Genomic DNA, 12,012 nt, shown 5'->3' with positions numbered 1-12,012 from the left:
TGACTCCCCCTTTGCCTGGAAGGGAAAATAGCTGTTGCAAGCTCTCTAAGTGCTGTTCCTACGAGGCACTCGCTATAGCCGCTCTACGTTCACCGTCACCGACTCCTGCCCCTGCTGTGCCTGTGTCGCATCTGCTCTACGCAGCGTCACATCGTCCTCCTGCTCCCAGCCGCTGCCGCTCAACCTTGCCAGCTCGTTTAACACGTGCTCAATAAGGCCAGGATCGCCTGGGTGCTCTTGAAGCAGGGCCATCGGATGGGGAAAGCCGAACCTTTCGCGCCGGGTATGGTGAGCCTCCACCAGACCGTCGCTGTAGAACAGAACATTGTCCCCGCATTCCAGCGTGACCGCTCGCTCTTCGTACTGCATGCCCGGCATCATGCCAAAGGGCATAGCGGTAGCGCGCAGTTCAGCGACTCCTCCGCTGTACTGCCGATACGGCAGGTACTCTCAAGAAGAGCTATCAACGCTTCCAATCGGCTCTAGAAGCCAGTGCACACAACTCATCTACACGCTTCATGAAAAGAGACAGGGATACATAGACAGAAAGCGGCATTCCAAGGCAGATACTCTGAAAAGCGTATACCCTGAGAGCTTCCTTCAAGCAGGGGCAAAGACTCTCGTTTGACTGCCCTCCGTACAGCCTTGCGAGCAGTGCGCATCCCCAGGTGTTGATCCAGGGGCCTCCCCCAGAAGTCAGTCTCTCCATCCGCTGCGCCCGATCAAGCAAAGAGAACGACTCTTCCCGGTCCGCCTCAGAGAACAGCCTCTCATACTGGCGCAGGGAATGACCGGCTCCACACTCACACCTCACTCCAGCGCTACCCCGCCTGACAAAGAGCCAATCAGTGCCTGCAGCCAGAGCAACAAGCACTACAAGACATGGCCCTGTTGTCTTTGAACCTCTTCTGAACCTCTGCCGAGATTTGCCGGAACTGAGCAGCGACAACGGTCTCCACCTGCTGCCTTCCCAGGCTGCTCCCGTTGCGCACCCCACTCCCTGTCTCTCACTCTCCCGCTCTCTGCCCGCTACGCTCCCGTTTCCCTCCCAGCCGCTTCCCACCGCCATCATGTACGCTCTTCTCTGTCGAGCGCATCCAGGTCATTCAGGATGAGCAACGTGGCGAGGAAGGGCGAGGCCCTTCCTCGCCAAACCACAGAAGGAGTCTATTGGATGCCAGTCTTGCCCTGGCTTATCGAACCGCTACTCCTGGCGCGGGCTTCTCTTGGGGTGAGGGCCGATGACCGGACGCTCATCGGGCACTTGATGGGGGCGGTTACTGCCGCGATGGTCGCCGCTGAGTATCCCGACTCGGTGCAGGCCCTGATTCTGGAAGATCCGCCCTTGCTCGACAGGTCCCCTCGCAGGCTGAAATCAGCGGGGGGCTTTTGTCTTCCCAGGGGGACCTTCTGGCAGGGGCACCTGAGGAGCCGGGATCTCCTTCGACCTGGGCGTGGCTCTTTGAGCTGCGCGCTTTGCCTCCTGCTGAGTGCCTGGCCAGGGCTTATGCGCTCCAGCCAGCCTGGGCCGAAGAGGAGATTGTCCTCTGGGCCGCCTCCAATCCTATGGGGTGTCGTCGCCGCCACGCCATCCCACTGTGCCAGCATTCCCCGCAGTATCAGCCGTTGGCGGCTGGACGGGGATGCCTGGGGTTCATTCCCTTGACAAGCGCACGATCTTCAGGCATTATCGCGTGCTTGTCTGAATGCCAAAAAGGCCACTCCCCTGGTCCTGGTGGTTCACCTGCCAGTCCTGCTTAGCTCTGCGCTGGCTCTGCCGGGTCCTCTGTCGCCCTCTTTGGCTTTGCCGAGGGGACTGCTCATACTCAGCGATGGCCTGCAGGAATTGCTGAGCCGGCACCTGCCGCCGTGGGGGGCCAACAGGAGCACGAGCGAGCCTTTGCTGACCTGGCTGTCTCTGCATCCATACCGACGCTCCAGGCGGTCCTGAAGACAGCTCCCCCACCTGAACGCAAAGCTGCCGCCGAGTTGCTTGCGCAGTGCTGTTTACTGAGAGCGCCGCTCGCCGCTCACTGGTCAGAGGACGACGAAGGGTCGATCACCACCTCGGTGGCGACACCGTAGTAGGGGTCGCTCCATGCGAAGAGGTAATCCAGGACCGGATTGTCGATCTGCAGCTGCGCGTAGGAGACGCGCGTCTTCCCGGGGATGATATCCTGCTCGTCGACACGCAACGGGGAGACATAGATGGCAGTGCCATCGCTAAATTCGAGATAGACTACGGAGACCTGCATCGATTCATCAGGGGTAGCGTCGAGGGTCGTGTCTTCCATGTGCACGACCAGCAGATGGTGACGCCAGTGGGGAGTGGCATAGTTGAGCCAGAAACCCGATAGGCCGAGGAAGTAATTGGTAGAGCAAGCTACGCAGGCGAGAAGGGGTGGTATCGCCAGCCAGATTAGCAGGCGCTTCATGAACCTCCTGGTGGGAGCTGGTGCAGTTTCTCGTGCCGTTCCTTCCATAGGATTGCCTCCCTGATCAGGCACATAGCAATCTCATTAACTGCATATCTGCACACCAAAACGATGAACTCTATCTGAGAAAGTATATCACGCTGTGAAAGCATGCTCAATTGCATATCCTGTGTTCCCGGTCGTTCCCTGCAATCACGCACACCGTGCGTGAGGGGAAGAGCACTGCCTCTTTAACCGGCGACAGAAGAGATATGCAGGTGGCCGAGCAGTTCGCCGGGGACGGTCAAAATGCCCGCGAGCAGCCCCGCGACCACCTCCCCGCCAGGCAGGCTGCGCCGCCGTGGAAGAGGGCCGTGCTGCTCCTGCCCCAGGACGAGCAGGTAGGGACTGAGGACGACCAGGAGCGGCAGCGCGGGAAGATCCCTGGCCTCAGGAAAGAGGAGCAAGGTGCAGCTGGGGTGCGAGGCGTTCCGTTGCCAGCGCCAGGAGGAGCACCGGCCATCGGCGAAGAGCAGGCGCCGCACCGAAAGCCGACAGTCGCTGTCCAGCCATGTAAGATCTGCATCTGCTTCTCCTCGTGGCTGGCACAGCCTGTGTGATCTTCTCTGCGGCCCATCAGCAGCCTGTCAGCAGTCCGTCAGCGGCAGGGCTTGCCTCGCTCAACGCCGCTCCAGCGCCAGCCGCAGACCAAAAGCAACCAAAACGAAGCTGGCCACCGTTTCAAGCCAACGCCGGACGGCTGGTCTTGCCAGGACGGCGCGGAACCTCCCCACAAACGTCGCGACCAGCGATAACCAGACGATGCCCAGCGTAAAATGAATGGCCGCCAGAAACAGGGAACCGGCCAGCACAGGATCGCCAGGGCCGAGAAACTGTGGCAGCAAGGCCATGTAGAAGACGGCGACCTTGGGATTAAGCACGTTGGAGAGGAAACCCTCACCGAGGGAGCGCCACCAGGGAACCTGCTGCCGCGTGAGGGGCAAGGCCGCTGCCGCGTCAGACTGCCCGGACTTGCTCGCCTCAGTGGCCTGTGTGCGTGTCAGCCACAGCTGCCAGAGGGAACGGACGCCCAGAAAACAGAGATAGCCGGCCCCCAGCAGCTTGACCAGCTCGTAGAGGAGAGCCGAGCGCAGCAGGATGAGCGAGAGGCCCAGAGCCGAGAGCGTCGCGTGACAGAACAGCCCCGAACAGATGCCCACAGCGGTGAAGATGCCCGACCGCTGCCCCCGCGCCAGAACGTTGCGAATCACCAGCATAGTATCCGCGCCTGGCGTAATCGTGATGAGGGTAGCAACGCCGATAAACGCAAGCAATGATATATTCATGGGCGGTGTCGCTTCAATCTACAGGAGATCACCGCCAGAGCCAGCCCCAGGGCCAGCATGATGATGGTCTCCATGATATCCCCGACGAGCAAAATCGTCGAGGGCACAAAAAGTATGACCGGCAGCAGGGAGCCGCATCAGCGGTACAGCTCCATCGCCTTGCTGGCCTGGCTTCTGCGGCGCAGCGCCGTGGAGAGCAGATAGCCGATGTAGAAGAGCAGCAGCGAGAGGAAGACCGCCCGTGCCAGCATCTTCATGGCACTCCCGACCGACCAGTCCAGCGCTATCCCTAATATCCAGCTACCCAGAAGCATCCCCCAGGTCATGCCCCACCATGCCGCCGGTAGGGCCTGCTTCGACTCCGCATTCAGCCCATATAACGCCAGAGGATGAAACATCCCCAGCCCTTCTGCTGCCCAGAGCATCCCCGGCACGGCATCCAGCCAGTAATCGGGAAAGGGAATCACTCTGGCCAGCGCTCCAGCGATGAGCACGGGCATCGCCACCAGCACGAACAGGAAATGAGTCAACGCCGTCCAGCCAGCTACCGCGCTCCCCAGGACATCAGGCTCCAACCATGCCAGTCGGCACAGCCAGTCTCGCCTTTCATCATGCCGTTCATGCTTGTAAGGCTCAACTGGCTCCAATTGCAGAGAATCTGCGGGCCATAGCGTTTGGCTCTGTTGAACGGAGCGCAGTAAGCGCTCTCGCCACCTCGTATGACGGTATCTCACCCAGAGCGCTCCCCCCCATGAAGATGGTCCCGATTCCCACCAGACAGAGCACGCTCACCAGCTCATACCAGAGCAACGAGGGACATAGCCAGGCCAGCAGCAGCAAGAGGCTGTCGGTACAGAGCGTCGTAGTGATAGTCACCACTCTGAGCCAGTTGCGCTCCCTGACACGCTGGCCTGCCTGATCATCGCGTTCGTACTGCTGCTTCATTTTTTCTTATATTGTGCTATTGTTCTCTTCATCCTGTAATGAGCGCGATGGCCAGGTCCAGCGGTCGCTCAGCAGCCAGCCAGCCAGAAAGCCGCGCGCAGGAGGAGCAGCGTCGCGGCCAGACGCCAGGCGCTCGCCCAGACGGGCAGCTGCATGACCGGATGGAACTGGCTCGACCAGACCTGCACCAGCAGCAGCGCCACGACCACCGCGAGAGAGCCCCCTATCAGCAGCAGCGATAGCCGGAAGCGACCCAGCGGCTGCAGCGCGTGACGGACAAGCCAGATCAGCAAGCGCAGGCCGACCGCGAACAGTCCCAGCAGCAGCGCGCTCTGACTCAGGCGCCAGAACAGCTCCTGCCGCTGCCACAGGAAAGCGCCGACCGCCAGCGCGGCTGAGAGCAGCCAAAGCCCCAATGAGCGCAGGTCGCTGGCTGCTCGCCACTGGCGCCACCTCTGCAGCAGTACCTCCTTCAGCAGACTGCCCACTTCTGGCTTCAATAACCAGCGTCCCAGCAACCAGATTATGCGCAGTTCCAGAAAAAGTAACCCCGCCAGAAAGGGCAGTGCCAGCACCTGGACTCCTGCCAGCAACCACCAGAGCCCCCTCGGGTTATCGGCCACCAGCTGCATCACGGCCTTTGTCCAGCCGAAGCTGACTCCTTGCCCAATCAGCCAGATGACGCAGGGAACCCAGGCCAGCAAGTAGGGCCAGTTCTCCAGCTGCCTTTCCTCTACCGCTGCCTGAAGCAGTCGGCTGCAGAGCAGGCCCTCCAGCGTCCACAGGGCGAAGGCAGAGATGCCCCCGATGAGAAAGAGCGCCTGCAATCCATGCAAGAAAAAGACTCCGCCGATTAGCGCTATGCTGATCGACAAGAGCAGAGCGGAACGTACTGACATGACGCGCATCGCCAGCTCTTCCCCCGGGAAAGACCTGTCACTCAGGAATAAGGTCACGATGATCTAGGACCTGAGCAGCGCAGGTATTGCTATGCTGCTCCCTAACACCAGTTCGCCGATGATCATAATATTGAGCTGCTCCCGCCAGTATTTTTGCGCTGCCGATCCGCGCTGCTGAAAGCCGCTGCCCAGCTGGTAGAAATGCTGTAGCAAGAGCAGCTGCACCAGCAAGGCGAGCAGCACTCCCCAGAGCACATGACCCAGGCCAGCAACACACAGGGCGAGCGCCGTCAGAGAGCTGCAGAGACGGCACCAGGCCTCATGCGGCAGCAGCTGAAACTCTGCCTGGGCTGATGGATCCTGCACGGGCGCGCCTTCCGCCGGCGATTGGCCCTGGTTGCTGGCGGCGTCCTCTCCGGCAAGTGCGTCAGCCTCGATGCCACGTTCAGCATTATGTTTCATCAAAGCGGACCTCTCCTCCTTCATAACTCACGCTGGCCGGTCGGCCCCCCTGCTTGCGCTCCAGCCGCGTTTCTGCCCTCAAGCAACGTTGGGCAAGATGATTATATCACGCAATGAACAGAGGTTCCTTGATTTTATCCTGATCGCTTACCTTAGAGGATCCAGACGCAGAAGCCTGATCCCGCTCCAGTCGCGTTGAGCCTGCTGGCCAGCGGTGGAGAAAGGAGTTGGTGCTCAAGAGGCTCATAGTCTACATTATGGGCACGAGGAGCACGGCACAAGGGAAGCGTGTTCCCGATCCTGATCAGCTGGTTGCGCGTATCGCGCTCGATGAGCAACGGAAGCAGGTAGAGCCTGGCGTCTTCGAGGGTCGCTATAAAGAGCGGCTGAGCGTGAAGCCTTCTCCGTTATGTCCTCTGTCCCCTATCGGAGCAGCCGGTGGTGAGCAGCCTATGCCACGCGAGCTCTCCAACAGGTGCCCGGGCCGAGCCGTGCCCACCAGCTGGCGAGGAGCAGCCATCGCGTCTCTGTGAGTCCCTCAGCGTCCGCCGGCGAGACGCGCCGGCGACGTCTGGCGAAGAAGATGCTCAGCAGCAGTGTGCACGCTCGTGATGGCCTTGACAACAGGGCGTGCTTTAGATCATGATATGATCAGATCCGGGTAGTAGCGATAGTTCGCCGTTGATGATTTCACGTTTCTATGGAGGCGTGATTATTTCAATATGACCAGAGAGGCATAGATGCTGGCTCTGGCAGATGAAAACCAGACCCTTGTACTGCCATCCGCTGCCACATGCAAGTTGAGCGCTCTTTGCTTTACCGGGCAACGCATGATAGCTGGCAACAATGGCTTCCGTTACGTGCACGCGATCATCCCCTCTGGCAGAAGGTTGCCCGCTTCATCAAGCCATGAATCGACCGCATAGTTGCACGTGGACACTGCTGGTGTCTGGTTCTCCCTCATCCTTGATCAATCCATCTTCACGCTGCCAATTCCAGGCTTTTTCTCCCGTTGCATCTCGCAAAGAGGGCGCAGAGCGGTCGGGTCACTGTGACGAGAGTTGACCTGGCTTGCTGGCCTACCCGGTCCTCGCCAGGAGCCCCTGAGGCTGCGGGATTCTGCCGCATGCCTTCGGATGTATCTGTACTCTATGAGGAGCGATGCATGTCTTTCATCAACAAGAGTTCACTGCAGGGTATCCTTCTGAATCCGGACAATCGCATCTTCGCGCTGGCGCGCCGGGCCAGGTGGCTTCCACCGTGGTATCTCGCCATCGTGGTGGCCACGATCATTACGCTTGGCTCCGGCTTTACTCTACAGTTTCTCTTTGCCATGCCGCCTCTGGTGAACTGGGTCCCGATCTCCGCCCTCACCAAAAGTGCGGATCCACGGCTATCGGCCCAGGGCCAGCTGCTGGCCCTGGTGATCACCTATGCCACCAGAATCCTGCTGCTGTTTGCCTGGATTAAGTTGCTGGAGAAACGCCCCTTCTGGACGGTCGGCCTGGAGCGCAAAGGGGCGCTCATCAAGTATCTGCGTGGCTTCGTGCTGGGCATGGCCATGTATGAGCTGGCTGCTGGCATCCTTGCCCTGACAGGGTCTGTTTCCATCACGCCTGGCCTGCCGCAGCAGGCAGGGGTAGGAGCGCTCCTCGGCATTGTCATTGTCCTTCCTGGCTGGCTGGTACAGGGGGCCAGCGAAGAACTCGTTACACGTGGCTGGCTTTTGCCAGCGATGGGGGCCCGCTATCGGCCCTGGATCGGCGTGCTGATCGCCACGCTGATGTTTGCCTTTTTTCATGCGCCTGTGCTCCTGGCTGGCGGGTTGAACGTCCTTCCGCTCATTAGTCTCGTTGCCGTCTGCCTGTTCCTGGCCGCCTATGTCCTCTACGAAAAGAGTCTGTGGGGTGTGCTGGGCTGGCACGCTGCCTGGAACTGGACGGAGGGGCATGTCCTTGCCTCGTTCGTGAGCGGGCATAGTATTGCTGGTGGCACGCTGTTCAAGTTAGTGTCCGTTGGCCCGGTCTGGATGACGGGCGGGATCATCGGGCCGGAAGCGGGGATTCCGGTTATTGTGGTGGTGGCAGTGGGCCTGCTCGCGATCATCCTCCTAGCGCTTCGTCGCAGTCGCAAGACGGTTGATGTCGAGCAGGAAGGCCTGCTGGCATCTGGTTAGCAGAGGTGTGGCAACGGCTGGACCCTGAGGTGCCCCGGAGAGAGCCACCGCGCCTCTCGGACTCCCTCAGCGCCCGCCGGTGGAGCGCGCCGGCCGACTTGCCTGCTCTTCCTCCTCTGGTGCTCCTGGTTACCGTTCAGGCACGTCGGCGGCGCCGACAACCCGCGCCATCTGATAGCGGTTGAGCATTGTGCGGTGAGATAGAACCGTTATCATCCATGTTCCGGTCAGAGCGCCGCTCGTTTGCCTGGAGATAAGTATATGCAATGTTATCCGATAAGGCCGGATCGCTGATCTACGGCCCTGCATTGAAGCGGCCTGCGATGAGCGAACCGCCAGAGCAAAAGCGCCTTCCTCCTGCCCCCGCCCCGTTTTCCTGCCTGCAAAGCCTTTAGTGAGGCAGATTCTGCCACCAGTCGAGCCTCTGGCAGGAAAGACTGGCCTCTCAATCCCAGCCAGCCTCAGAGCAGCGACGATCCCAGAACAGGTGCAGGCGGTTCAACCGCAGCCGCAGACGCGCCACCTCCGGCGCACCGCCAAAGAGGGAGGCAGCCAGCCGTTCCATGAGCTGGCGCGCTCGCTCCAGATTCACCTGACTCTGGATCGCGTGCGCCACCGGAATCGCCTCCAATCCCAGCGCTGCCGCTTGCTCGTACCTACCCAGGTGAGCGTATGCCTCAACCGCCAGCAGCTCCGCATACGCATTGGCGCGGGCCATGCCGCTCAGCTGACGAGTCGGCAGGTCGTCCAGCGCCTCCCGTGGCCAGTTGAGCGCCAACAGGGTCGCCGCATGATCAACCTGGGTGAGCGTCAGAGCCAGTGTATGAGGGAGCGGGAAAAAAGTGCAAGAGGCTGGGAGAGGAGATACCTTTGAGGGAGAAGAGCAGAGAGCGTTGGTCAGGATGAGTGCAAGCAGAGTAACAGTGATGAGAGGAATACAGCTGGTCACGCAGATGCAAAGATCTGAGAACAGGAGTAACAAAGCTAGCTTGTTCAGGTTGAAAGGAGGTATGAGCGTGATGGCTATGGTATTTCAAGGGGAGGTTTGCTCATGATCTGGCACGTGCTCAGCCCTCTGTCAGGCGCTCCCTCGACTGCTGCTGAGGTCGCGTCAGCCCCTCATGCGGTGGTGATAGGGGCCTGTGAGGCGCTGGCGCAGGCCTGTGAGGCCCTGCTGCCGAGGCCAAAGGTCGAAAGTGGCCTTATGCAGACGCCCTCCAGGCCTGCGCGAAAGTGCAGCAGGTTCGCCTTCCGTAAGCAGTTCTGGCGAAAGACTCTTTCCCTGCCAGGCCAGTTTCTGGTACACTACTGTTACACAGGAAGAAACAGTGTACAGCAGCGACGATGTCGTCCTGGAGATGCTCCAGAGCGAGGTGTCCCTGGCCTGCATTCAGAAAGGAGGCGAGGAGATGGCTGAATCTCACCACACCTACATGATTGACCCTGAGCATGTGGGCGAACTGGCCCGCCTCATGCAGCAGGATCGCCTGCTCACCGAGGCCCTGGGCGGCCTCTTGCCCGAGGAAGGGATCGCCCTGTTCGAGACGTGCCGCGTGCTTGACCTGGCCTGTGGCCCAGGCCCTGTGGCCCAGGCGGCTGGCTCTTGGAGCTGCCTTCTGCTTCCCACGGGCCACCCTGATCGGCGCCGACCTCAGCCCAGCGCTCGTCGCGTATGCCATCGCCCAGGCCCGCTCCCGTGGCCTCTCCAATGTCTCCTTCCAGGTCATGGACGTCATGGAGCCACTCGCTTTTCCCGAAGCCTCCTTCGCGCTGATCAATGGCCGGCTCCTGTGGGGCTTCAGGCTCCCAGCGGCCTAGCCGCGGCTGCTCGCCGAGTGCCGCCGCCTGCTCACACCCGGTGGCTTCCTGCGCCTGACCGAGATGGAGGAGCCGCTGACCACCAGTCCCGCCTTCGAGCGGCTCATGGCCCTGGGCTGCCAGACCCTCTGGCGGGCGGGCCAGAGCTTCTCGCCCGATGGCCGCCACATTGGCATCACCCCGGTGCTGCCGCGGCTGCTGCGACAGGCCGGCTTGGTCGATGTGCAGCTGCGTTCCAGCGTCATCGAGTGGTCGATGGGTACCGAGCAGCACTATCCGGTCTTGAAGGATTTTCTCATCGGGCTGGAGCTGGTCCTGCCCTTCCTGGAACGCCTGGGGCTGGCCACGCAGGCAGCGCTGACGACCCTGTATCAGCAGGCCGTGGCCGAGCTGCAACAGGAGGACTGCTGCGCCCTCTGGCCCCTGCTCACCGTCTGGGGACGCGCTCCTGTGCCCGGGACCCCAGAGGAGTGAGACGCACCAGCCTGCTCCCCGGTGGGCCTCCTGCGCCGCGATGGCGCGGGGTCCCTCGTGCAGGGACAGTGTCGGGCCGCTGGGCTGGCCCGGCTCCCACTGCACAAGAGGCAAGCTCGTGGCTCGAGATCGCGCGCGAGGGCGCTTTCCTCTCCCGAGGCGCTCGTGCAGGATCTCCCCTCCCCGTCACGCCGAGGATCTTGCTCGGCCCTCGGGATCTCACGCAGCGATCCTCGACAGGCTTCCCAGGCCGTTGGGGGGCCAACATGGCGGGCATGCTGACCGCTTTGGGGGATCATCGAGCCAGCTGGACGAAGGCGGCTCCAGATGCTTCCCTAGAGGGAGTCCTTCGAAATCAGTGCAGCGGCCCGGCAGCGATGGCAACACGACCGGTGCCTCACCGACACTGGAGGCGGTGGTCGCTGCGCTCGCAGCCACCCTGCAGCTCTTCACCACAGGAGCTTCCTTCGAGAGGCGGGGTCGCACAGGCGAGACCGCAGGAGCAGCGCACGAGGGACAGCCCTCAGCACGGGACCAGCAGCCGAAGCCGGACAGACGCATCGGGGAACGAGACGGCCACCACACCAGGTGGGACGCTGAGCGCGCTTGCTCTGGAGGCAGGGCCGCCCTGGCGGAGGACTCGCTGCCCTGGCTCGATCTGCTCAAGGAGCAGCGCTTGCACTGGTCCCAGCAGCGGGATCAGCCAGGCAGGACTCGCCCTGAGCGGCGGGGCTGCCGAGGTTCAGAGTCAGACCGCACCCATCCGCTCCGTGCAGCTCATCTGGGATCGGTCATCGCCGAGCAACGGCCTCCCAGGCGCTCCCAGGTGTCCTGCCACCTCCCTTCGCCCCGCGCACGCACCGGTCCAGGTACGCTCCAAGGCGGGGAGGGCCGAAGGCGGATGGCGCCCCCTGATGGGCGGACTTCGGTGAGCAGCGTCCTGGCGACTGGACCCCGGGGGAATGGATCGGTGATGCCAGCGGTCTCCCCCGGGTCGTGGGAGGAACACCAGGGGAACCGGACAGGAACGGAAGAGGAAACAAGCTGGAACAAGCCGGTCGTTCTGGCGCAGCCCCCTGGAGCGAGCAGCATGGCTGCGTGGGCGCATCAGGCAGGAGAGCGGGCAAGCGCCCTGAGCCATGCGGCAGGGCAGCGCTGACTGCTCCTGTGGCGGCGAGGGGCGCCGGGATCACGAGCGAGCAGGAGCCTTCCGACAGGTTCGCTTCACGGTTTGCTGTATGCAACCGATAAAGACGATATCCTCTTCATGCTCTTTGATCTCTGTTGTGCAGGTCACTTCGAGGATCGCGGCACCCGGCGTCCCACGCAGCGATCCTCGAACGGCTTCTCAGGCCGTCGGATGGCCACAGTGGCTGGCATGATGACCGCTCTTAAGCGGTCAGCAGTGACCGCTTTTTTGGGATCATCGAATCTGCTTGACGGAAGCCGCTCCAGATGCTCCTCTAGAGGGGGTACCG

13 protein-coding genes are annotated in these 12,012 nt (G+C 61.7%); 3 read left to right on the top strand and 10 right to left on the bottom strand.

What is annotated here, in order from left to right; all coding sequences use genetic code 11:
- Window positions 1-72: 72 nt before the first annotated feature.
- The 8 genes from A4R35_RS00855 to A4R35_RS00810 all read right to left on the bottom strand — a co-directional run bounded on the left by A4R35_RS00855 (window position 73) and on the right by A4R35_RS00810 (window position 6,066).
- On the bottom strand, window positions 73-444 hold the full coding sequence (locus tag A4R35_RS00855) for a PP2C family protein-serine/threonine phosphatase (RefSeq protein WP_262982351.1): 372 nt from the start codon (window positions 442-444) through the stop codon (window positions 73-75).
- A 1,586-nt stretch (window positions 445-2,030) separates the two neighbouring features.
- Window positions 2,031-2,435 (bottom strand): hypothetical protein, encoded by a 405-nt coding sequence (locus tag A4R35_RS00840; protein ID WP_112425637.1) that lies wholly within the window; start codon window positions 2,433-2,435, stop codon window positions 2,031-2,033.
- Between the two features lie 230 nt (window positions 2,436-2,665).
- Window positions 2,666-2,881: a hypothetical protein gene (locus tag A4R35_RS23800; RefSeq protein WP_146747065.1), complete on the bottom strand. Its 216-nt coding sequence runs from the start codon at window positions 2,879-2,881 to the stop codon at window positions 2,666-2,668.
- Between the two features lie 213 nt (window positions 2,882-3,094).
- On the bottom strand, window positions 3,095-3,760 hold the full coding sequence (locus A4R35_RS00830) for a LysE family translocator (protein ID WP_112425633.1): 666 nt from the start codon (window positions 3,758-3,760) through the stop codon (window positions 3,095-3,097).
- Window positions 3,761-3,897: 137 nt separating this feature from the next.
- On the bottom strand, window positions 3,898-4,335 hold the full coding sequence (locus A4R35_RS00825; protein ID WP_112425631.1) for a hypothetical protein: 438 nt from the start codon (window positions 4,333-4,335) through the stop codon (window positions 3,898-3,900).
- A 58-nt stretch (window positions 4,336-4,393) separates the two neighbouring features.
- Window positions 4,394-4,705: a hypothetical protein gene (locus A4R35_RS00820; RefSeq protein ID WP_112425629.1), complete on the bottom strand. Its 312-nt coding sequence runs from the start codon at window positions 4,703-4,705 to the stop codon at window positions 4,394-4,396.
- A 68-nt stretch (window positions 4,706-4,773) separates the two neighbouring features.
- A complete protein-coding gene (locus A4R35_RS00815; RefSeq protein ID WP_112425627.1) occupies window positions 4,774-5,613 on the bottom strand; it encodes a hypothetical protein in 840 nt (279 codons plus the stop codon).
- A 54-nt stretch (window positions 5,614-5,667) separates the two neighbouring features.
- A complete protein-coding gene (locus A4R35_RS00810; protein ID WP_112425625.1) occupies window positions 5,668-6,066 on the bottom strand; it encodes a hypothetical protein in 399 nt (132 codons plus the stop codon).
- Between the two features lie 1,165 nt (window positions 6,067-7,231).
- On the opposite strand from A4R35_RS00810, the gene A4R35_RS00800 reads away from it, so the two are divergent.
- Complete coding sequence (locus A4R35_RS00800) at window positions 7,232-8,242, top strand: CPBP family intramembrane glutamic endopeptidase (protein ID WP_189361180.1); 1,011 nt, start codon at window positions 7,232-7,234, stop codon at window positions 8,240-8,242.
- Between the two features lie 445 nt (window positions 8,243-8,687).
- Here A4R35_RS00800 and A4R35_RS00795 read toward each other — a convergent pair whose 3' ends face one another.
- Complete coding sequence (locus tag A4R35_RS00795; RefSeq protein ID WP_146747064.1) at window positions 8,688-9,191, bottom strand: hypothetical protein; 504 nt, start codon at window positions 9,189-9,191, stop codon at window positions 8,688-8,690.
- A 608-nt stretch (window positions 9,192-9,799) separates the two neighbouring features.
- Here A4R35_RS00795 and A4R35_RS23795 point away from each other — a divergent pair.
- Both A4R35_RS23795 and A4R35_RS00785 read left to right on the top strand, forming a co-directional pair.
- Entirely contained in the window at window positions 9,800-10,060 is a 261-nt protein-coding gene (locus A4R35_RS23795; protein WP_146747063.1) for a class I SAM-dependent methyltransferase, read from the top strand.
- A gap of 63 nt (window positions 10,061-10,123) precedes the next feature.
- Entirely contained in the window at window positions 10,124-10,534 is a 411-nt protein-coding gene (locus tag A4R35_RS00785; protein WP_146747062.1) for a hypothetical protein, read from the top strand.
- 1,293 nt (window positions 10,535-11,827) lie between these two features.
- Here the strand turns inward: A4R35_RS00785 and A4R35_RS24525 are convergent.
- On the bottom strand, window positions 11,828-12,012 hold a 185-nt coding region (locus tag A4R35_RS24525), incomplete at its 5' end, for a hypothetical protein (protein WP_223258128.1).

Source organism: Thermogemmatispora tikiterensis, from assembly GCF_003268475.1.
Taxonomy (GTDB): domain Bacteria; phylum Chloroflexota; class Ktedonobacteria; order Ktedonobacterales; family Ktedonobacteraceae; genus Thermogemmatispora; species Thermogemmatispora tikiterensis.
This window is presented reverse-complemented; position numbering and strand designations above follow the sequence as displayed.